The following is a 20,780-nucleotide window of genomic DNA, read 5'->3' on the forward strand; positions in this document are numbered from 1 at the left end:
CGAGGGGTGTGGGTCAGCCGACCAGGCCGTCGGCCAGCTCTTCGCTGAGGGTGGATTCCGTGCTCGGGATCCCCAGGTCCTGGGCCCGCTTGTCGGCCATCGCCAGGAGACGACGGATACGGCCCGCCACCGCGTCCTTGGTCAGCGGCGGGTCGGCGAGGGCGCCCAGCTCCTCCAGGGAGGCCTGCTTGTGCTCCATGCGCAGCCGTCCGGCCGCCGCGAGGTGCTCGGGCACCTCCTCGCCGAGGATCTCCAGTGCGCGCCCCACGCGGGCGCCGGCGGCAACCGCGGCCCTGGCCGAACGGCGCAGGTTCGCGTCGTCGAAGTTGGCGAGCCGGTTGGCGGTGGCGCGGACCTCGCGCCGCATCCGGCGCTCCTCCCAGGCCAGCACCGACTCATGGGCGCCGAGCCGGGTGAGCAGGGCGCCGATCGCGTCGCCGTCACGGACGACGACCCGGTCCACGCCGCGCACCTCGCGGGCCTTGGCCGGGATGGAGAGCCTGCGGGCGGCGCCGACCAGCGCGAGTGCCGCCTCGGGCCCGGGGCAGGTCACCTCCAGCGAGGAGGAGCGCCCCGGCTCGGTGAGCGACCCGTGTGCCAGGAAGGCCCCGCGCCAGGCCGCCTCGGCATCGCAGGTGGCCCCCGATACCACCTGCGGAGGGAGTCCGCGGATGGGACGGCCGCGGCCGTCCACCAGCCCCGTCTGACGGGCCAGCTGGTCGCCGCCCGCCACCACCCGCACGACGTAGCGCGAACCGCGCCGCAGCCCGCCGGGTGCCATCACGATCAGTTCCGAGCTGTGCCCGAAGATCTCGAGGATGTCGCGCTTCAGCCGGCGCGCCGCCATCGCGGTGTCCAGCTCCGCCTCGATCACAATCCGGCCGCTCACCAGGTGCAGTCCACCCGCGAACCGAAGAATCGCCGAGACCTCTGCCTTCCTGCAGCAGGTCCGGGTCACGGGAAGCCGAGAGATTTCGTCCTTCACCGCTGGCGTCATCGCCATGGGCCGATCCTTCCATGCATCCGAAAAATACGGTCGTACGCGGCGGCCAACAGCTCCGGATCATGAATCGGAACGCCGTCGGGTGAGGCCACGGGCGCCAGCTCGACCGCGGCGCCGAGCCGTTTTGCGGCATCGGCGAGGGACTCGCGGTCGGGCACGGCGGCCTCGTCGGCCAGCACCACGTCCAGGGCGAGTTTAGGGGCGTGTCGTCCCAAAACCTCCAAATGACGCTGCGGAGAGAAGCCATCTGTTTCACCGGGTTGCGGCGCGAGGTTCAGCGAGAGGACCTTGCGGGCCTTCGTTTCGATCAGTGCGTCGAGCAGATCGGGGACGAGCAGATGCGGAATGACCGAGGAGAACCAGGACCCGGGACCGAGCACCACCCAGTCCGCGTCCAGCACCGCGGCGACCGCTTCCGGGACGGCCGGCGGGTCGGCCGGGACGACGTGCACGGACTGCACCTCGCCGGGCGTGAGCGCCACGGTGGCCTGGCCGCGGACCGTGTCCACCTCGTCCGGGCGCTCCGGGTCGTGTCCCCGTACGAGCGCCTGGAGCTCCAGGGGCACGGCGGACATCGGGAGCACCCGGCCGTGCGCCCCCAGGAGCTTGCCGACCAGGTCCAGGGCCTGGACGTGGTCACCGAGCTGTTCCCACAGGGCGACGATCAGGAGATTGCCGACGGCGTGCTCGTGCAGATCGCCCTTGGACTGGAAGCGGTGCTGGATGACCTGGGCCCAGGTCTGGCCCCAGTCGTCGTCGCCGCACAGAGCGGCCAGCGCCTTGCGCAGATCGCCGGGCGGCAGTACGCCCAGCTCCTCCCGGAGCCGGCCGCTGGAGCCGCCGTCGTCGGCGACGGTGACCACGGCGGTCAGATCACCCGTGATCCGCCGGAGCGCGGCCAGCGAGGCGGACAGGCCCATGCCGCCGCCGAGGGCGACGACCTTGGGCTGTGCGCCGCGCTTGCGGCCGGACAGCGCCGAGGTCGCCCTGCTGAGCCGGCGCAGGCGCAGGTTGCGACTGGTCACTCGCGCCCCATGTCCCGGTGTACGAGCACGGTCTCGATCCCTTCGGTGGCGAGCCGGGCCGCCAGCTTCTCCGACATGGCCACCGAGCGGTGCTTGCCGCCCGTGCAGCCCACGGCGATGGTCACGTAGCGCTTGCCCTCACGGCGGTATCCCGCGGCGATGAGCTGGAGCAGTTCCGTGTACTGGTTGAGGAACTCCTTGGCGCCCGGCTGGTCGAAGACGTAGTCCGAGACCTCCTCGTTGAGCCCGGTGAAGGGGCGCAGCTCGGGGACCCAGTGCGGGTTGGGCAGGAATCTGCAGTCGACCACGAGGTCCGCGTCGACGGGCAGCCCGTACTTGAAGCCGAAGGACATCACCGTGGCGCGGAGCTCGGGCTCCTCGTCACCGGCGAACTGGGCGTCCATCTTGGCGCGCAGTTCGTGGACGTTGAGGCTGGAGGTGTCGATCACCAGGTCGGCGTCGCCGCGCAGCTCGCGCAGCAGATCGCGCTCGGCGGCGATGCCGTCGACGATGCGGCCGTCGCCCTGGAGGGGGTGCGGGCGGCGGACGGACTCGAAGCGGCGGACCAGCGCGTCGTCGGAGGATTCGAGGAAGACGATCCGCCGGGTGACGCCCTTGGCCTCCAGATCGGCGAGGGACTCCCGCAGGTTGTCGAAGAAGCGGCGGCCGCGTACGTCCACGACGACGGCGATCCGGGCCACGTTGCCCTGGGACCGGGCGCCGAGCTCCACCATGGTGGGGATCAGGGCCGGTGGCAGGTTGTCCACGACGAACCAGCCGAGGTCCTCCAGACACTTGGCCGCGGTGCTGCGTCCGGCGCCCGACATACCGGAGATGATCACCAGCTCGGGGATGGCCACCGCGCTGTCGCCCGTCTCGTTCGGGGTGCCCGTACTCACGTGTGCTGCTCCGTCTGCTCGGTCTGTGCGGTCGTGCCCTTGTTCGTGTTCGCGCTCAGTCATGTCGTGCTGCCCCCGTCGTCCTCTTCAATGATCTCTCCTGTGGCCGTGTTCACGGCGGGCGTGGCCGGGGTGGTCGAGGCGAGGGCGACAGCCACTGATTCCGCCGTCCTGCGGCCTATCCCCGGAACCTCGCAGATCTCGTCGATTGTCGCCTGCCGCAGCTTCTTCACGGAGCCGAAATGCTTGATCAGGGCCTGCTTGCGGGTCTCGCCGAGACCGGCCACGTCGTCCAGCGGACTGGAGCGGATGCGCTTGGCCCGTTTGGCGCGCTGGTAGGTGATGGCGAATCGGTGCGCCTCGTCACGGATGCGCTGAAGGAGATAGAGGCCCTCGCTGGAGCGGGGCAGCACCACCGGGTCGTCGTCATCGGGCAGCCAGACCTCTTCGAGGCGCTTGGCGAGGCCGCAGACGGCGATGTCGTCGATCCCCAGCTCGTCCAGTGCCCGCTTGGCCGCGGCGACCTGGGGCTGCCCGCCGTCGACCACGAGGAGCTGCGGCGGATAGGCGAAGCGCTTGGGCCGCCCGTCGTCCTCCCGGCGCTCGGCGGCGGCGTCCGAAGCGGCGGCGTCCGGGGCGGCGGCGTCCGGGGCGGTGCCTGCGGGTACGGCGGCCGCCGGGACGGGCCCGGTGGGTGCGGGGCCGGTGGGCGCGGGGCCGGTGGGTGCTGGGGCCGACGGGACGGGGCCGGACTCCGCCGGGGTCTCCTCCCACTCCCCCGTGCGCTCCTTCTCGTGGAGGTAGCGCCGGAAGCGCCGGCCGATCACCTCGTGCATGGAGCGGACGTCGTCCTGGCCCTCGAAGGTCTTGATCTGGAAGCGGCGGTACTCCCCCTTGCGGGCCAGCCCGTCCTCGAAGACCACCATCGACGCCACCACGTCGTCGCCCTGAAGGTGGGAGATGTCGAAGCACTCGATGCGCAGCGGAGCCGTGTCCAGGCCGAGCGCCTCGGCGATCTCCTCCAGGGCCCGGGAGCGGGTGGTCAGGTCCGAGGCGCGCTTGGTCTTGTGCAGCCCCAGGGCCTGCTGGGCGTTGCGCTGGACCGTGGCCATCAGGTCCTTCTTGTCGCCGCGCTGCGGGATGCGCAGGCTGACCTGGGAGCCCCGGCGGCCGGCCAGCCACTGGGAGACCGCGTCCGGGTCCTCGGGCAGCGCCGGAACGAGGACCTCCTTGGGCACGGAGTCCCCGGCCTCCTCGCCGTACAGCTGCTGGAGCGCGTGCTCGACCAGGCCCGAGGTGTCGACGTTCTCCACCTTGTCGGTGACCCAGCCGCGCTGTCCGCGCACCCGGCCGCCCCGGACGTGGAAGATCTGGACAGCGGCCTCCAGCTCGTCCTCGGCGACCGCGATGAGGTCGGCGTCGGTGGCGTCGGCGAGCACGACCGCGCTCTTCTCCATCGCCCGCTTGAGCGCCTCGGCGTCGTCACGGAGCCGGGCCGCCCGCTCGTACTCCATGTCCTCGGCCGCCGCCATCATGTCCTTCTCCAGGCGGCGGATGTACGTACCGGTGCGGCCGGCCATGAAGTCGCAGAAGTCGTCCGCCAGTTCGCGGTGCTCCTCGGGGGTGACGCGACCGACGCAGGGAGCCGAGCACTTGCCGATGTAGCCGAGGAGGCAGGGGCGGCCGGTCCTCGCGGCGTTCTTGAAGACACCGGCGGAGCACGTGCGGACGGGGAAGACCCGCAGCATCAGGTCGACCGTCTCCCGGATCGCCCAGGCATGGCCGTACGGACCGAAGTAGCGCACGCCCTTCTTCTTGGCGCCGCGCATCACCTGGACGCGCGGGAACTCCTCGTTGAGCGTGACGGCGAGGTACGGATAGCTCTTGTCGTCGCGGTACTTGACGTTGAACCGGGGGTCGTACTCCTTGATCCAGGAGTACTCGAGCTGGAGCGCCTCGACCTCCGTGGAGACGACCGTCCACTCCACGGAAGCGGCGGTGGTCACCATCGTGCGCGTACGCGGATGGAGGCCCGCCAGGTCCTGGAAGTAGTTGGCCAGGCGCTGGCGCAGGTTCTTCGCCTTCCCGACGTAGATCACCCGGCGGTGTTCGTCGCGGAATTTGTAGACCCCCGGGGAGTCGGGGATCTGTCCCGGCTTGGGGCGGTAGCTGGAGGGGTCTGCCATGTCTCCCACCCTACTTGCGGGCAGTGACAGCGCGGTGTGCCCGTGCGTGCGTGGGCGGGCTGCGGCGCGCTGCGGCGCCGTGCTCCGGAAGGCGCGTTGGGGGTACGCCTCCCGGAGCACGGGGTCATCGGGCGGTGGCGTCCGCCGCGGTCATGCGCAGGCGCACGCCGGGCGGCTCAGCGGGCCCGGCGGCGGCGCAGGGCCGTCGCACCGCAGAGGGCCAGTACGGCGAGGGCGCCCGCCGCCGCCGCGCCGGAGCTCGCGGTGAGCGCGGTGCCCGCGCCGGTGTCCGCCGCGACTGCGGGCCCGGACCGGCCTGTGGTGGCCGCCGCGACGGCAGGCCCGGACCGGCCGGTGGTGGCCTGCCGTCCGGCGTCCGGCTGCTCACCGGCGGGCCCGTAACCGCCGGCCCGGCCCGAGCGTGCGTAACCGGAACCGGGCAGCTTGTCTCCGTACGCGGCCCGCACCCGGGTGCGGTAGGCGGCCAGCGTGGTGCCGTCCGCGCCGACCGCGCCCACCGCGTCCCGGTCCAGCGGGAGCACCCTGCTCCCCTTCTGGACGTACCAGGCGTCGATCTGCGGCTCCCGGAAAACGGTGCCGCCGGGCAGCTTGCGGGCGCCCGCGGCGGTGTACCGGGCCTCGTCGTCACCGCTGGCGATGTTCACCACCTGCCAGCTCCCGTCCTTCCCCGGCTCGGGGAGCGTCCACAGCGACGCCTTCTGCCCGTCCGAGGAGACGGCGGTGCTGGCGAGGTAGTCCAGCTCCGCGACCGGGGCCCCGGTCTCACCGGCGACGAAGCCCGCGGCCAGGGTGCGCACGGGAACGGCGGCGCCCACGATCCGTGGGGCGGCCGCCGCCCTGGTGACGGCGCCCTCCCGGGCGAAGAACCGGGACAGCGTGTCCAGGGTGGTGGCGTCGGTGGCCGCGTCATGGGCCGCGGACAGCGCCGCCGGGGTCGCCGCCGGCCCTTCTGCGGCGGACGCCTGCGGGGCGGCGACGGTGAGCAGGGCGGACCCGGCCAGCACACCGGCGGAGGCGAGGGCCACCGCGGCGGAGCGCACGGTGGGGGCCGAAGGGCGGAGCGGGAAACCGGTGGAGATCATGCCGTCACGCCCCTATCCGGTAGAGCGAATGCGTCCAGGAGAACTCGCTGTTGTTCACGTACCAGTCGTGCGAGGCCCAGTTGTAGCGGTTGTTGGAGGGCCAGGGATCGCCCCAGTAGACCCAGCTGTTCGCGGTGTCGTATCCGTACAGGACGTGCATGTGGCCGCCGCCCGAGGACCACTGGATGCGGGTCTCCACCGGCCTCCCGGCGGCGATCTCGGTCTGCACGGTGGAGTATCCGAGCCAGCCGGTGACGTACGAGCCGGGGTTGATCCCGGCCCAGTACAGGCCGTCCTGGACGTTGCCGAGCGTGGCCTGCGAGTTGGGGCACTCGGAGCCCTGCGCCCGGCCGAACGAGGCGTTGCAGAACTCGTTCTGGCTGTAGTTCCGGCCGAACCAGCCGGCGACGGTGTTGCCCGAGGCGGCCCAGCACCAGTTGGTCTTCTGCTGGGCCTGCATGGTGATGTTCAGCCGTTGGGCCGCGGCGAGGCTCCCGGCGGCGGAGGGTGCGGAGCGGGCCTGGTCCGACGCGGTGGCGGTCGCGGTGGCCGTGGGGACGGCGAGCAGTACGGCGGCGAGAACGGCCGTCACCGACAGCCGTCGCGGCCTGACTCTTCGGTTGCGCATGGCGTTCCTCCCGGGGCGGGGGGTGGGGGTTCCAAGGAGCGCGTCCGGACGCTGTCGAGGAGCATCAACCGTTGTCGGGAACCGGTCAACACGCTTCAATGCGGGGAACAACGTGGTGTGAACGCCAGGGGCCGAACGTGAACGTCTCCCCCCGGCCACCTGCGGTCCGGCATCCGTCGGCGCGCCCCCGGGGCCGCGCGACGTGAACGTTCACCTGGAGGACCCATGCAGCACACCGAGGCCGAACTGGCGCAGGTGCTGCACACCGGCCCGTTCCACCTCGCGCTGCGCACCGCGCTCTCGGTGCGCGGGCTGCCGCTCCAGCGGGTGCAGCACCATCTGGCGCACCGGGGGGTGAAGGTCGGCGTGACCAGCCTGAGTTACTGGCAGCAGGGGGCCAGACGCCCGCAGCGCCCGGAGTCCCTGCGGGCCGTGAAGGCACTGGAGGAGGTCCTGGAGCTGCCGGGGAACTCGCTGCTCGCCCTGCTGGGGGCCGGGGAGCCCCGTGTGGAGGCCGACCGCCCGGCGGGGCGCTCGTACCGTTCCCTGGTGGACGCGTCCGGCACGGTGGAGCGGCTGCTCACGGCCATGGAGTCCCCCGCGGACGGCGGGCTGCACACCGTCGGGCACCAGGAGCGGGTGCGGATCGGGCCCGGCCGACAAATGCAGCACCGGAACTCGCAGCATGTGGTGCGCGCCCACCGTGACGGGATCGACCGCTATCTCGCCGTCTACCGCGGCGATCCGGGGTGCGATCCGGCACGGGTCGGCGTGCGCGCCCGGGAGAACTGCCGGACGGGGCGGGTCCGCTGGGACGCGGAGACGGGGGTGCTGGTCGCCGAGCTGCTCTTCGACACCCGGCTGCGGGCGGGCGAGACGTACCTCTTCGGCTACGGCTTCGAGGACGGTACCGGAGGGCCGTGCGGCGAGTACGTACGCGGCTTCAGCTTCGGCGGCGGGCAGTACGTGCTCCAGGTCCGGTTCGACGAGGAGGCGCTGCCGGTGCGGTGCCGGCGCTTCGCCCAGGTGTCGACGGGGGCGCCGCGCGGCGCCCGGACGGACCTCACGCTCACCGGCCACCGGACGGTCCACCTGGTCGAGCAGGGGGTGCGCCCCGGCCTGGTCGGCATCGACTGGGACTGGGAGTGAGACGGCCGCGGAGAGCCACGAGTACGGCGCCAAAGGGCATCGGGCGGCAGATACGGCGCCGCGAGCCGCGGGCACCGGGCCGCAGTCGCCAACCGGCCCGGCCGGTTCAGGCCTCGGGGCCCGGCCGGTTCAGGCCTCGGGGCCCGCGACCAGGCGACCGCCCTCGATCCTGACCGGGACGGACGGCAGCGGCACGGTCGCCGGACCGTGCACGGCCTTGCCCGTGGTGGTGTCGAAGCGGCTGCCGTGACAGGGGCAGTGGCCCTCGTTCTTCTCGACCTTGTCCAGCAGGCAGCCCGCGTGGGTGCACTGGGCGCTGAACGCCTTGTACTGCCCCTTGGCCGGGCAGGTGACGACGACGCGCTGCTCGCGGTAGAGCTTGGACTCGCCGACGGGGATCTCGTCCGGGGCGCCGAGCTCGACGGGCGCGGTGGGGGTCGGGGTCTGGGCGTGCCCGAGCTTGGAATCGGTCGAGCAGGCGGCCACTCCCAGCCCGGCGACGCCGGCGAGAGCGGCGCCCTTCAGCACGGTACGGCGGGCGGCGGGCTGGCCGGACATGCGGTCTCCACTGGTCAGAAGGGGTTCGGTGCGGTGCCAGAGGTGCCTGGGACCGCAGAGGGAGCGCGGGCATCGGTGACGTAACCGACGATACCGGCGGAGAAGGACGCCCCTGCGCCCGGGGCAAGGAGCGAGGAGCCAGGAGCCAGGAGCCAGCAGGGAGGCATACGGCGGGGCGGCGGCTCCCGGATCCCGGGAACCGCCGCCTCACCGTGCCGTCAGACCTTGCGCGTGGGCCGCCTGGACGGGCGCCACGCGGCGTGCGCGTACTCGGCCGTCAGGCCTTGCGGGCGCGGGTCGCCTTCTTGGCAGCGGGCTTCTTCGCCGCGGCCGTCCCAGTGGCCTTCGCCCCGGTGGCCTTCGCCGACTTCGCCGTGGTGGTCTTCGCCGTGGCCGTCTTCCTGGCCGGGGCCGACTTCGCGGCGACCGCCTTCTTCGCGGCCGCCTTCCGCACCGGCTTACGGGCCTGGGGAACCGCCGCCTCGCTGATCCGGTCCGCGTCCAGGATGCCCTGGAGGAACTTTCCGGTGTGGCTTGCGGGGACGCCCGCCACGTACTCCGGGGTGCCCTCGGCGATGACCAGGCCGCCGCCGTTGCCCCCCTCGGGGCCCATGTCGATGACCCAGTCGGCGGTCTTGACGACATCGAGGTTGTGCTCGATGACGATCACCGTGTTGCCCTTGTCGACGAGCCCGGAGAGCACCTTGATGAGCTTGGAGATGTCCTCGAAGTGCAGACCGGTGGTCGGCTCGTCCAGGACGTAGACGGTGCGGCCGGTCGAGCGCTTCTGGAGCTCGCTGGCGAGCTTCACACGCTGTGCCTCACCGCCGGAGAGCGTCGGCGCGGACTGGCCGAGCCTGACGTATCCGAGGCCCACCTCGTTGAGCGTCCGCAGGTGGCGCGCGATGGTGGGCACGGCCTCGAAGAACTCCAGGCCCTCCTCGATCGGCATGTCCAGCACCTCGGCGATGGACTTGCCCTTGTAGTGGACCTCCAGGGTCTCCCGGTTGTAGCGCGCTCCGTGGCAGACCTCGCACGGGACGTACACATCCGGCAGGAAGTTCATCTCGATCTTGATCGTGCCGTCGCCCGAGCAGTTCTCGCAGCGGCCGCCCTTGACGTTGAAGGAGAACCGGCCCGGCAGATAGCCGCGGACCTTGGCCTCCATCGTCTCCGCGAACAGCCTGCGCACGTGGTCGAAGACACCGGTGTACGTCGCCGGGTTGGACCGGGGGGTACGGCCGATGGGCGACTGGTCGACGTGCACCACCTTGTCGACGAGGTCGTCCCCGTCGACCCGGGTGTGCCGGCCGGGGACCGACTTGGCGCCGTTCAGCTCGCGGGCCAGGTGGGTGTAGAGGATGTCGTTGACCAGGGTCGACTTCCCGGATCCGGAGACGCCGGTCACGGCGGTCAGGACCCCGAGCGGGAAGGCGACGTCGATGTCCCGGAGGTTGTTCTCCCGGGCGCCGTGCACCGTGAGCAGTCGCGAGGGGTCGACGGGACGCCTGATCTCGGGCATCGCGATCGACTTCTTGCCGGTGAGGTACTGGCCGGTGATCGACTTGTCGTTGGCCAGCAGCTCCTTGAGCGAACCGGAGTGGACCACCTTGCCGCCGTGCTCACCGGCGCCGGGGCCGATGTCGACGATCCAGTCGGCGACCTTGATCGTGTCCTCGTCGTGCTCGACGACGATGAGGGTGTTGCCCATGTCGCGGAGCCGGACCAGGGTCTCGATCAGGCGGTGGTTGTCGCGCTGGTGCAGGCCGATGGACGGCTCGTCCAGCACGTAGAGCACGCCGACCAGACCGGAGCCGATCTGGGTGGCGAGCCGGATGCGCTGGGCCTCGCCGCCGGAGAGGGTGCCGGCCGCGCGGTTCAGCGAGAGGTAGTCCAGGCCCACGTCGACCAGGAACTTCAGCCGCTCGTTGACCTCCTTGAGCACCCGCTCGGCGATCTTCTTGTCGCGGGCGTTCAGCTTCATCCGGCCGAGGAACTCGGCACACTCGCTGATCGACATCGCGGCGACCTGGGCGATGGACTTCTCCATCACCGTCACCGCGAGGACGATCGGCTTGAGCCGGGTGCCCTCACAGGTCGGGCAGGGCACCTCGCGCATGTAGCCCTCGAAGCGCTCCCGGCTGGAGTCGCTCTCCGCCTCGGAGTGCCGCCTCTTGACGAACTGGACCGCGCCCTCGAAGGAGGGGGTGGTGTAGGCGCGCTCGCGCCCGTACCGGTTGCGGTAACGGACCTCGGTCTGGATCTTGTGCCCGTGCAGCAGGGCCTTCTTGGCGCGCTGCGGCAGCCCGGCCCAGGGGATGTCCGTACGGAATCCGAGGGCTTCGGCGAGGGCGTTGATCTGCCGGCCGAAGTACTCCTTGGTGTGGCCGTGCGACCAGGGGTGGATCGCACCCTCGTCGAGGGACTTCTCCTCGTCCGGGACGATCAGCTCCGGGTCGACCTCCATCCTCGTACCGATGCCCGTGCAGTCGGGGCAGGCGCCGAAGGGCGAGTTGAAGGAGAAGGAGCGCGGCTCCAGCTCCTCGAAGGAGAGGTCGTCGTACGGGCAGTAGAGGTGCTCGGAGTACATCCGCTCACGCTCGGGGTCGTCCTCGGGGAGGTCGACGAAGTCGAGCACCACCATGCCGCCGGAGAGGCCCAGTGCGGTCTCGACCGAGTCGGTCAGCCGGCGCTTGGCGCTGTCCTTGACGGTGAGGCGGTCGATGACCACCTCGATGGTGTGCTTCTCCTGCTTCTTGAGCGTGGGCGGCTCGGAGAGCTGGATCGTCTCGCCGTCGACCCGGGCCCTGCTGTACCCCTTGGTCTGCAGATCGGCGAAGAGGTCGACGAACTCGCCCTTGCGCTCGCGCACCAGCGGCGAGAGCACCTGGAACCGGCTGCCGGCGGGCAGGCCGAGCACCTTGTCCACGATGGCCTGCGGCGACTGGCGGGAGATCGGACGGTGGCACTCGGGGCAGTGCGGCTTGCCGATCCTGGCGAAGAGCAGCCGGAGGTAGTCGTAGACCTCGGTGATGGTGCCGACCGTCGAGCGCGGGTTGCGCGAGGTCGACTTCTGGTCGATGGAGACGGCGGGCGACAGACCTTCGATGAAGTCGACGTCCGGCTTGTCCATCTGGCCGAGGAACTGCCGGGCGTACGAGGAGAGCGACTCCACGTACCGCCGCTGGCCCTCGGCGAAGATCGTGTCGAACGCGAGCGACGACTTGCCCGACCCGGAGAGCCCGGTGAAGACGATGAGGGAGTCGCGGGGGAGGTCGAGCGAGACGTTCTTGAGGTTGTGCTCGCGAGCGCCACGGACGATGAGACGGTCGGCCACGCCGGTCCGCACCTTTCTAGAGAGAAGCGGGGGAACTGAGCCCCTGCCCCAGGGTATGGGGGGTGCCACAGCGATGTAAGGAGCTTTCGACTCCGAGCGTATAGCACGCGCATTCGATTTACGGACGGCTGATGACTCCTTCACCCGAATGAGTGGCGGGGCTACGCTCGGCCCCATGATTGATCACGTGCACGACCTGGAAGCACTGCGGGAAGCGACCGGCCGGCTGCTCAGCGCCACGGAGAAATTGGACGACTCCGCGCTCGCCAGGCCGTCGCGACTGCCCGGCTGGAGCCGGGGTCATGTCGTCGCGCACCTTTCACGTAACGCCGACGCGCTCGTAAATGTTCTCCGGGGCCGCCCGATGTACGCAGACAGCGAAACCCGCGACCGCGACATCGAGCGCGACGCCCCCCGGCCCCGGGCCGAACAGCTGGCCGACCTGGTCGCGAGCGCCGCCCGCTTCGTGGACACCTCCGCCGGCCCGGCGGACTGGTCACGCACAGTGACGCTGCGCAACGGCGTGACGGACTCCGCCTCCCGGGTCCCCTTCCGCCGCCTCGTCGAGGTCGAGCTGCACCACGTCGACCTCGATGTCGGCTACGAGCTGGAGGACCTGCCGGACGAGTTCACCGCCCGGGAGATCGATTTCCTCACCGAGCGGTTCGCCGGACACCCCGACGTCGTGCGGACGGGCGTGGCCGACGGCACGGGCCGGCCCCGGACGACCGGCGGCGGGGCGCAGGGCGACCCCGTCGTGGTCCGAGGCACCGCACCCGAGCTGCTCGGCTGGCTCAGCGGCCGCCGTGACGGGTCGGCGCTGACGGTCGAGGGCGGAACCCTTCCGGCCCTGCCCCCGCTATAGGCTGAGACGTATGACGTACAGCGGAGCGGTCAAGGTCGGCGGGCCTGCGGACGTACACGAGTTGACGGATCTGATGATCTCCAAGGTCGCCGTCGGCCCGATGAACAACAACGCCTATCTGCTGCGGTGCCGGACCACCGGCGAGCAGCTCCTGATCGACGCGGCCAACGAGGCCGGCACCCTGTTGAAGCTGATCGGTGACGACTCGATCGCATCGGTCGTCACCACCCACCGGCACGGCGACCACTGGCAGGCGCTGGAGGAGGTCGTGGCGGCCACGGGCGCGTGTACGTACGCCGGGCGGTACGACGCCGAGGGGATCCCCGTCCCGACGGATGTGCTCGTCGAGGACAACGGCACCATCCGGGTCGGCCAGGTCTCCCTGACCGCACGCCATCTGACCGGCCACACCCCGGGGTCGATCGCGCTCATCTACGACGACCCGCAGGGCGCTCCGCACGTGTTCACCGGTGACTGCCTCTTCCCGGGCGGGGTCGGCAACACGTTCGACGACCCCGAGGCGTTCGCGAGCCTGCTGCACGACGTGGAGACGAGGCTCTTCGCCCCGCTGCCGGACGAGACCTGGGTCTACCCGGGCCACGGACACGACACCACGCTGGGCGACGAGCGCCCGCAGCTTCCCGTCTGGCGCGCACGGGGCTGGTGAGACGGCCCCGGCGACCGCCCGCACAGCGGGGGTCGCCGGGGCCGCGCCGCAGGCGTCACCGGGCCTGACGGCCGGGGGTCAGGCGTCGATTCCGGCGCCCTTGTCGGCACCGTCCCCGCCCTTCACGGCCTCTGCCTCGGCCTGCTTCCTGGTGGCGAGGAGGCTGGTGACCGTGGTGATCACCAGCACGCCGCAGATGACGCCGAGCGAGACCGGGATGGAGATCTCCGGGACGTGCACCCCGGACTCGTGCAGGGCGTGCAGCACCAGCTTGACGCCGATGAAGCCGAGGATGACCGACAGCCCGTAGCTGAGGTGGACCAGCTTCTTGAGCAGGCCACCGATCAGGAAGTACAGCTGCCGCAGCCCCATCAGCGCGAAGGCGTTGGCGGTGAAGACGATGTACGGGTCCTGGGTCAGGCCGAAGATGGCCGGGATGGAATCCAGCGCGAACAGCACATCGGTGGTGCCGATGGCGAGCATGACGACCATCAGGGGCGTCAGCACGCGCTTGCCGTTGTTGCGGATGAAGAGCTTCGTTCCGTGGTACCGGTCGGCGACGCCGAAGCGGCGCTCGATCGTCTTCAGGAGACGGTTCTCCTCGAACTCCTCTTCCTCCTCGTCGGCCCGCGCCTCCTGGATCAGCTTCCAGGCGGTGAAGATCAGGAACGCGCCGAAGATGTAGAAAACCCACGAGAAGTTGGCGATGACCGCGGCACCGGCGGCGATGAAGGCCGCCCGCAGCACCAGAGCTATCAGCACACCGAAGAGCAGTACCCGCTGCTGGAGGTGGGAGGGCACCGAGAACTTCGCCATGATCAGAACGAAGACGAAGAGGTTGTCGACGCTCAGCGATTTCTCGGTGATGAAGCCGGCGAAGAACTCGCCCGAGGCCTGGCTCTCGCCGAACACGAGCAGGCCGAGCCCGAAGAGGACGGCCAGCGCGATCCAGACGATGGTCCAGATTCCGGCTTCCTTGGTCGACACGTCATGGGGCTTGCGCCCGATGAAGAAGTCGACGGCGATGAGGGCGCACAGACCAAGGATGGTCAGCGCCCAGAGGGTCCATGAAACGTCCACTGCGCCTCCGGCAGTTCGCTACGGCTACTGATCAGCGTCGTCGCTGCCGGAGGTCTCTTCCACCCGGGCGCACGGACTGCGCGCCTGGGCCGGCGCCCCGGGACCGGTCACAGTCCGTACTGACGGGAACGCCGCGACGGGAGTACTCCCCTCCGCTCAAAGAACAGTACAGGGAACACCAAGGAAAGGTAAAGGAAAGGGTAAAGAATCCTCAAAAGAGCAGGTCGGAGCGGTACTGGGGGAACGGGTGCGGGGCGGGTCAGCGGTGTCCGCTGCGACGGGCGGCCGCGACCTGGGCGAGCACCAGGTCCAGGACACCGCTACCCGGAGGTGTCCGCAGCGGCTCGTACGTCCAGGCGTGGCCGACCCAGGGATCGGCCAGATGGTCGTCGGCGACCGGGGTGATCCGGAGCAGGGACCGCCAGAGCGGGCCGAGCACCGGCCCGTACTCGGAGGCGTCCTCCCGGTCGGCGACCATGAGGAGATGGACGCCGACGGACGGTCCCTCGTCGGCGAGGTAGCGCAGCTGGGTGACGGCGCGGTCGTCGAATCCGTGCGGGAAGTCGTTGACGATCAGCAGCTGTTCGGCCGGGTCCAGATCGGGCGGCAGCGAATCGGCGGCACCGGCCCGGATCGCCATCTGCACCAGATCGACCCGGCGGGTGAGCCGGGCGAGCACCGAGGACACTCCCCCGGGGCCTGACGCGGGCGGGTCGGCGAGCACACCGGAACGGACCAGCGGGGCGAGTGCGGCGGTGGCGGAGCCCGCCGGGTCGATGACGTGGACCGAGAACTCGCCGGCCGGGTAGACGGCCAGCAGCCGGGCGGCGTGCAGCACCGCGCTCTCCATGGCCAGCCGGCGCAACTGGTCGGTGTCCGTCAGGGCGGCCGCCTCGGAGGCGGTGCGCCCGCTGTCGATCCAGATGCCTCGTTCGAGCGGCAGCCGTACGAGCAGCGGGATGCGCAGGGCCGTGTCCTCCGGCAGGTGCAGATCGCCGATCCGCAGCGCCATCGGGATCTCCATCGGAACGCGGTAGGCGTGCCAGACGGGGTTGTCCCAGCCCGCGTACGAGGCGGGGAGCGCGGGTTCCACCACGGCGGACTCGGCGGCCAGCTGGGCGAGATCGCGGTCCAGTGCCTCGCGGGCCCGGCCGGTCAGCTCGTCGCGTTTGGCGCGGGCCTGCTCACGGGCGCTGTCTCCGGCACCGCCGATCCGGCTGCGCGGGTCGGACAGGGTCCGCTCCAGCTCCTGGTCCATCCGGGACTCGGCGAAGTCGACGGCGCTGCGGTACGCGGCGGTGGCCCTGGCCAGGTCCTCGAACATCCCCCAGACCTGGTTGTAGAGGCGCTCGTCCATGGACCATCCGGTCGCGTCCCCGGCGACGGGCTGCGCGGGCTGCCCCGGCCCGGCGGGCGGCGCGGCGGGCGGGGGCGGCGGCGGTGCTGCGGACTGACGGCGAGGGTGCGCGTAGTCGATGGGGCCTCCCGGGGCGGCCTGTGGCGCGACGGGTCCGGGCTGCGGGGCGGCGGGACCGGGCTGCGGGGCCGCCGCGCCGGGCTGCGGCACCGCGGGACCGGGCTGCGGGACGGCCGGTGGCGGGACCGGGGGCTGTCCGCTGCCCGGGGCCGGTGCGGGGGTCGCCGCGTGCCTGATCCGGTCGCCCTCCGGGGTGCGGGGCGGGGGCGGCGCCACCGAGCGGGCGTTGCCCCGGGCGACCGCCTCCTGTATCGCACCGGCCAGTTCGGCGGCATCGGCCACGCCCTGGTCGGCGAGCATCGCGGCGAGGCCGCCCGCGTAGCCCTGGCCGACCGCCCGGACCTTCCAGCCGCCCTGCCGCCGGTAGAGCTCCAGGGCGGCGACGGCGGACTCGGTGTCCAGGCCGGTCAGGGTGAAGGTGGCGATCTCGGTGCCTTCGAGGCCGGTGACGGCGACGAAGGGCGAGGCCACGGCGCCGAACCGGGCCGGTCCGCCCGCCTGGAGCGGCAGCGCGAGCAGCACCGTGACCCGGTGCACCCCGTCGGGCATGGCGTCGAGGTCGATGGCGAGCCGGTGGTCGGACGCGGCCTGCCGGGACACCTCGAGCCCGGGCAACTGCGGCGAGCCGGGATGGGCGATCCACTCGACGCCGCGCACCTTGCCGTGCTCGTCGCCGAGCGTGGCCCCGGCCACGACGGGCGCACCGGCCGACACCCGGATCTCCAGACGGGTCTGGGGCAAGGTGTGGTTCTGCCCCCGGACCAGCTCGGCCGTCATTGCCCTGTCCCCTCGACGAGTTGCCGCCGCGCGGCACGGTGCCGCGTGCGGTGCGGCACCGTCCGGTGCCGTGTCATGCGTACTGATGGGTGCCGCGATGCGGTACAGCTCCCGGCGGCCGATGCCTCCGGGAGCTGCTCGTATCTATACGGACCGGTCGGCCCGGCTCTGCCTACAGGTGCGGCAGGATCGCCGGCATGAGGTCCTGGAAGGTGCGGCCGTTGGCCGGGGTGCCGATGGCGGTCATCTGCCAGCCGTTCCCCGAGCGGTGCACCTTCGCCATGATCTGGGCGGTGTACTGCCCGCCGCCGTCCAGCGTGTAGCGGGCGAGCTCCTGGCCGTTGGTCTCGTCCACGATGCGGCAGAACGCGTTCTGCACTTCCTGGAACGTCTGGCCGGTGAAGGAGTTCACCGTGAAGACGATCTGGTCGATGTGGACCGGCACCCGCTGGAGGTCGACCAGGATCGCCTCGTCGTCGCCACCCGAGCCGGCGCCGCCGACCAGGTTGTCCCCGGTGTGCTTGACCGAGCCGTCGTCGCTGACGAGGTGCCGGAAGAAGACCACGTCGACGGGCTGCTTGTCGGCGAACAGGACCGCCGAGGCGTCCAGGTCGATCTCCCGGGTGCGCGAGCCGAACAGACCGCGGCGCGGTGCCGCCTGCCAGCCGAGCCCCATCCGTACCGCGGTCAGGGTCCCCCCGTCGCTCTTCTGCAGGCTGATGGCCTGGCCCTTGGTCATGTTGACCGTCACGCGCTGTCCCCTCTCCGCTTTCCCCGCAACCGTCCTTGCGCGGTTTCCAGCACCCTACGCAGTGGCACCACCGGCGTATCTGGTCCGAGCCGTTTTGTGTCGGTCCTGCAACACACCGCCTCCCCGCGGGGTCAGGCCAGACCCGCCTCCCGCATCTGGCGCAACTCCTTCTTCAGCTCCCCCACCTCGTCGCGCAGCCTGGCGGCGACCTCGAACTGCAGATCCGCGGCCGCCGCGCGCATCCGGTCGGTCATCTCCTCGATGATCCCGGCGAGTTCGGTGGCCGGGCGGTCGGTGACCGCCGCCCCGGCCTGTCCGGACTTGGCGGAGCCGGCCTTGACGCCCAGCGTCGGCACGGGCGCCTTGGTGCCCTTCCCCTGGCGGTAGCCGGTGCCGAGCAGCTGTTCCGTGTCGACCTCCTCGCGGGCGATCGTCGCGACGATGTCGTTGATCTTCTTGCGCAGCGGCTGCGGGTCGAGACCGCGCTCGGTGTTGTAGGCGATCTGCTTCTCGCGGCGCCGGTTGGTCTCGTCGATGGCCTGCGCCATCGCCGGGGTGACCTTGTCCGCGTACATATGGACCTGCCCCGACACGTTACGGGCGGCTCGCCCGATGGTCTGGATCAGCGACGTGCCCGAGCGCAGGAATCCCTGTTTGTCGGCGTCGAGGATGGCGACGAGCGACACCTCGGGGAGGTCGAGACCCTCACGCAGGAGGTTGATGCCGACCAGGACGTCGTACTCGCCGGAGCGCAGCTCGCGCAGCAGCTCGATGCGGCGCAGGGTGTCGACGTCGCTGTGGAGGTAGCGGACCTGGATGCCGAGCTCCAGGAAGTAGTCGGTGAGGTCCTCCGACATCTTCTTGGTGAGGGTGGTGACCAGGACCCGCTCGTCCTTCTCGGTGCGCTTGCGGATCTCGTGCACCAGATCGTCGATCTGGCCCTCGGTGGGCTTGACGACGATCTCGGGGTCGACGAGGCCGGTCGGGCGGATGATCTGCTCGACGAAGCCGTCACCCCGGGAGAGCTCGTACTTGCCGGGAGTGGCGGAGAGGTAGACCGTCTGGTTGATCCGCTTGAGGAACTCCTCCCACTTCAGCGGGCGGTTGTCCAGGGCGGACGGCAGCCGGAACCCGTGGTCGACGAGGGTCCGCTTGCGGGAGGCGTCACCCTCGTACATCGCGCCGATCTGCGGCACCGTGACGTGCGACTCGTCGAGCACGAGGAGGAAGTCCTCGGGGAAGTAGTCCAGGAGGGTGTTGGGCGCGGTGCCCGGGGTGCGGTCGTCGAAATGCATCGAGTAGTTCTCGACGCCCGAGCAGGTGCCGATCTGCCGCAGCATCTCGATGTCGTACGTGGTGCGCATCCGCAGTCGCTGGGCCTCCAGCATCTTGCCCTGCTTCTCCAGCTCGGCCAGCCGCTGCTCCAGCTCCCGCTCGATGCCGCCAACGGCCTTCTCCAGGCGCTCGGGGCCCGCCACGTAGTGGCTGGCGGGGAAGACGTGGAGGGAGTCGTCCTCGCTGATGACCTCGCCGGTGAGCGGGTGGAGGGTGGAGAGCGCCTCGATCTCGTCACCGAACATCTCGATGCGGACGGCGAGCTCCTCGTAGACCGGGAAGATCTCGATGGTGTCGCCGCGCACCCGGAAGGTGCCACGGGTGAACGCCAGGTCGTTGCGGCTGTACTGGATCTCCACGAAGCGGCGCAGCAGCTGGTCGCGGTCGATCTCGTCGCCCACCTTGAGCTGGACCATGCGGTCCACGTACTCCTGCGGCGTACCGAGGCCGTAGATGCAGGAGACGGAGGCGACCACGACGACGTCACGCCGGGTGAGCAGGGAATTCGTCGCGGAGTGGCGCAGCCGCTCGACCTCCTCGTTGATCGAGGAGTCCTTCTCGATGTAGGTGTCCGACTGCGGGACGTACGCCTCGGGCTGGTAGTAGTCGTAGTACGAGACGAAGTACTCGACGGCGTTGTTGGGCAGGAGCTCGCGGAACTCGTTGGCCAGCTGGGCGGCGAGGGTCTTGTTCGGCGCCATCACCAGGGTGGGGCGCTGCAGCTTCTCGATCATCCAGGCGGTGGTCGCCGATTTTCCGGTGCCGGTCGCGCCCAGCAGCACGACATCCTTCTCACCGGCCGTGACACGCCGCTCCAGCTCGGCGATGGCCGCCGGCTGGTCGCCGCTGGGCTGGTAGGGACTGACGACCTCGAAAGGCGCCACCGAACGTTCGATCTTCGAAACGGGCCGCATGCAACCACCGTACGACCCCCCACTGACAACGGGGTCCGCTCAGCGCTCGTGGTGGTCCACGGGGTGGCGCCGCCGGGAGTGGAAGGACGCCGGGTCGGCGTGCGTGCCGAACCGCGGCACCTGACGCTGGGCGGGGATGCCGGGGGCGCGTACGGCCGCGGGATCGTTCCAGTCCGGGGTGCCCATGACCACCAGGGGGTCGAACATCACGACGACGCCGGCCAGCAGCAGGAAACAGGCCGGGCCGAGCAGCAGGGGCACGAGCAGGCCGGTCGGGGTGTCGCCCGGGGTGGTGGCGGTGACCGCGGCGGGGTGCAGGTGCACCCGGAGCGCGGCCATGCCCGTGTAGTGCATTCCGCTGACGGCGACGCCCATCACGACGGCTGCGCCGAGGCTGGACAGGAAGCCGTGGATGGAGACGGCGGCCCAGAGCGCGGCGGTCGAGGCCACCACTGCGACGACCACGGAGAGCGTCACGGTGATCGTGTCGTACTCGAACTGCCCATCAAGTCGCATACCGGCCATGCCGAGGTAATGCATGGTGGCCACGCCGAGCCCGGTGATCATGCCGCCCGTCACCAGCGCCATCCGGGTGGCGCCCCGGTACCCGACCAGGAAGATCCCGACACCGACCATGACGATCGCGACGGCGAGGCTGGCGAACGTGACCGGCCTGTCGTAGCCGACCGGTGCCTCCGCGACGGAGAACCCCATCATCGCGATGAAGTGCATCGTCCATATCCCGGAGCCTATGGAGGTCGCCCCCAGAGCCAGCCAGCCGGCCTTGAAGGAACGTTCCGTGCGCAGTGACCGGGTGGTGCAGCGCAGTCCCAGTGCCGCACCGAGACAGGCCATGAGGAAGGCCGCGACGGGGGTCACCGCCCCATAGCTGAATTCGTCGATCGTGCCCTGCATCCATACGCCCTTCGCAGAAGCCCGGGTGCGGACGACCCTAAGGCGCAAGGCCCGGCAAACAAACAGAAGATCTGCATTTTATCGACAGGGGCACCGGCCCATGACGCGGTC

At 70.8% G+C, this 20,780-nt stretch carries 16 protein-coding genes; 3 read left to right on the forward strand and 13 right to left on the reverse strand.

The window, feature by feature from the left end:
* Positions 1-13 precede the first annotated feature (13 nt).
* The 6 genes from whiA to ACFVJX_RS12860 all read right to left on the reverse strand — a co-directional run bounded on the left by whiA (position 14) and on the right by ACFVJX_RS12860 (position 6,844).
* Complete coding sequence (whiA, locus tag ACFVJX_RS12835) at positions 14-1,003, reverse strand: DNA-binding protein WhiA (RefSeq protein ID WP_384132830.1); 990 nt, start codon at positions 1,001-1,003, stop codon at positions 14-16.
* Positions 994-2,028, reverse strand: a complete 1,035-nt coding sequence (gene yvcK / locus ACFVJX_RS12840) for a uridine diphosphate-N-acetylglucosamine-binding protein YvcK (RefSeq protein WP_073735399.1) — start codon at positions 2,026-2,028, stop codon at positions 994-996. The genes whiA and yvcK overlap by 10 nt, the downstream gene beginning before the upstream one ends.
* Positions 2,025-2,990, reverse strand: coding sequence for an RNase adapter RapZ (rapZ, locus tag ACFVJX_RS12845; protein WP_384132833.1), 966 nt, complete (start codon positions 2,988-2,990; stop codon positions 2,025-2,027). The genes yvcK and rapZ overlap by 4 nt, the downstream gene beginning before the upstream one ends.
* Positions 2,987-5,113: an excinuclease ABC subunit UvrC gene (gene uvrC / locus ACFVJX_RS12850; protein ID WP_384132836.1), complete on the reverse strand. Its 2,127-nt coding sequence runs from the start codon at positions 5,111-5,113 to the stop codon at positions 2,987-2,989. The genes rapZ and uvrC overlap by 4 nt, the downstream gene beginning before the upstream one ends.
* Before the next feature lie 176 nt (positions 5,114-5,289).
* Complete coding sequence (locus tag ACFVJX_RS12855) at positions 5,290-6,216, reverse strand: hypothetical protein (protein WP_384132838.1); 927 nt, start codon at positions 6,214-6,216, stop codon at positions 5,290-5,292.
* A 4-nt stretch (positions 6,217-6,220) separates the two neighbouring features.
* Complete coding sequence (locus ACFVJX_RS12860) at positions 6,221-6,844, reverse strand: papain-like cysteine protease family protein (RefSeq protein WP_384132841.1); 624 nt, start codon at positions 6,842-6,844, stop codon at positions 6,221-6,223.
* A 225-nt stretch (positions 6,845-7,069) separates the two neighbouring features.
* Here ACFVJX_RS12860 and ACFVJX_RS12865 point away from each other — a divergent pair, with 225 nt between their 5' ends.
* Positions 7,070-7,993, forward strand: coding sequence for a hypothetical protein (locus ACFVJX_RS12865; RefSeq protein WP_384132843.1), 924 nt, complete (start codon positions 7,070-7,072; stop codon positions 7,991-7,993).
* A 129-nt stretch (positions 7,994-8,122) separates the two neighbouring features.
* On the opposite strand, the gene ACFVJX_RS12870 is transcribed toward ACFVJX_RS12865, so the two are convergent.
* Positions 8,123-8,551 (reverse strand): Rieske (2Fe-2S) protein, encoded by a 429-nt coding sequence (locus ACFVJX_RS12870; protein ID WP_384132846.1) that lies wholly within the window; start codon positions 8,549-8,551, stop codon positions 8,123-8,125.
* Positions 8,552-8,828: 277 nt separating this feature from the next.
* Positions 8,829-11,888 carry an excinuclease ABC subunit UvrA gene (uvrA, locus tag ACFVJX_RS12875; protein WP_384132849.1) on the reverse strand — a complete coding sequence of 1,020 codons (3,060 nt, stop codon included), beginning with the start codon at positions 11,886-11,888 and terminating at the stop codon, positions 8,829-8,831.
* A gap of 175 nt (positions 11,889-12,063) precedes the next feature.
* On the opposite strand from uvrA, the gene ACFVJX_RS12880 reads away from it, so the two are divergent.
* Together ACFVJX_RS12880 and ACFVJX_RS12885 are read left to right on the forward strand one after the other, a co-directional pair.
* Positions 12,064-12,753, forward strand: coding sequence for a maleylpyruvate isomerase family mycothiol-dependent enzyme (locus ACFVJX_RS12880; protein WP_384132852.1), 690 nt, complete (start codon positions 12,064-12,066; stop codon positions 12,751-12,753).
* Positions 12,754-12,763: 10 nt separating this feature from the next.
* Complete coding sequence (locus ACFVJX_RS12885) at positions 12,764-13,420, forward strand: MBL fold metallo-hydrolase (RefSeq protein ID WP_384132854.1); 657 nt, start codon at positions 12,764-12,766, stop codon at positions 13,418-13,420.
* A 78-nt stretch (positions 13,421-13,498) separates the two neighbouring features.
* Here ACFVJX_RS12885 and ACFVJX_RS12890 read toward each other — a convergent pair whose 3' ends face one another.
* The 5 genes from ACFVJX_RS12890 to ACFVJX_RS12910 form a co-directional block, all read right to left on the reverse strand.
* Complete coding sequence (locus tag ACFVJX_RS12890; protein ID WP_384132856.1) at positions 13,499-14,500, reverse strand: TerC family protein; 1,002 nt, start codon at positions 14,498-14,500, stop codon at positions 13,499-13,501.
* 259 nt (positions 14,501-14,759) lie between these two features.
* Positions 14,760-16,754: a TerD family protein gene (locus ACFVJX_RS12895; RefSeq protein WP_384132859.1), complete on the reverse strand. Its 1,995-nt coding sequence runs from the start codon at positions 16,752-16,754 to the stop codon at positions 14,760-14,762.
* Between the two features lie 172 nt (positions 16,755-16,926).
* Complete coding sequence (locus tag ACFVJX_RS12900; RefSeq protein WP_136328667.1) at positions 16,927-17,505, reverse strand: TerD family protein; 579 nt, start codon at positions 17,503-17,505, stop codon at positions 16,927-16,929.
* Between the two features lie 131 nt (positions 17,506-17,636).
* The gene (uvrB, locus tag ACFVJX_RS12905) at positions 17,637-19,754 is read right to left on the reverse strand and encodes an excinuclease ABC subunit UvrB (RefSeq protein ID WP_384132862.1); all 2,118 of its coding nucleotides are present in this window, start codon (positions 19,752-19,754) and stop codon (positions 17,637-17,639) included.
* A 39-nt stretch (positions 19,755-19,793) separates the two neighbouring features.
* Positions 19,794-20,669, reverse strand: a complete 876-nt coding sequence (locus ACFVJX_RS12910; protein ID WP_384132865.1) for an MHYT domain-containing protein — start codon at positions 20,667-20,669, stop codon at positions 19,794-19,796.
* Positions 20,670-20,780: the final 111 nt, after the last annotated feature.

Source organism: Streptomyces sp. NPDC127177 (genome assembly GCF_042672475.1).
GTDB lineage: Bacteria > Actinomycetota > Actinomycetes > Streptomycetales > Streptomycetaceae > Streptomyces.

Bases quoted from the DNA above. Each gene is read 5' to 3' on its own strand.
- ACFVJX_RS12910 (WP_384132865.1), bottom strand. From the start codon at position 20,669: ATGCAGGGCACGATCGACGAATTCAGCTATGGGGCGGTGACCCCCGTC.
- ACFVJX_RS12855 (WP_384132838.1), bottom strand. From the start codon at position 6,216: ATGATCTCCACCGGTTTCCCGCTCCGCCCTTCGGCCCCCACCGTGCGC.
- ACFVJX_RS12865 (WP_384132843.1), top strand. From the start codon at position 7,070: ATGCAGCACACCGAGGCCGAACTGGCGCAGGTGCTGCACACCGGCCCG.
- ACFVJX_RS12860 (WP_384132841.1), bottom strand. From the start codon at position 6,844: ATGCGCAACCGAAGAGTCAGGCCGCGACGGCTGTCGGTGACGGCCGTT.
- rapZ (WP_384132833.1), bottom strand. From the start codon at position 2,990: ATGACTGAGCGCGAACACGAACAAGGGCACGACCGCACAGACCGAGCA.
- uvrB (WP_384132862.1), bottom strand. From the start codon at position 19,754: ATGCGGCCCGTTTCGAAGATCGAACGTTCGGTGGCGCCTTTCGAGGTC.
- ACFVJX_RS12885 (WP_384132854.1), top strand. From the start codon at position 12,764: ATGACGTACAGCGGAGCGGTCAAGGTCGGCGGGCCTGCGGACGTACAC.
- ACFVJX_RS12880 (WP_384132852.1), top strand. From the start codon at position 12,064: ATGATTGATCACGTGCACGACCTGGAAGCACTGCGGGAAGCGACCGGC.
- ACFVJX_RS12895 (WP_384132859.1), bottom strand. From the start codon at position 16,754: ATGACGGCCGAGCTGGTCCGGGGGCAGAACCACACCTTGCCCCAGACC.
- uvrC (WP_384132836.1), bottom strand. From the start codon at position 5,113: ATGGCAGACCCCTCCAGCTACCGCCCCAAGCCGGGACAGATCCCCGAC.
- whiA (WP_384132830.1), bottom strand. From the start codon at position 1,003: ATGGCGATGACGCCAGCGGTGAAGGACGAAATCTCTCGGCTTCCCGTG.
- ACFVJX_RS12870 (WP_384132846.1), bottom strand. From the start codon at position 8,551: ATGTCCGGCCAGCCCGCCGCCCGCCGTACCGTGCTGAAGGGCGCCGCT.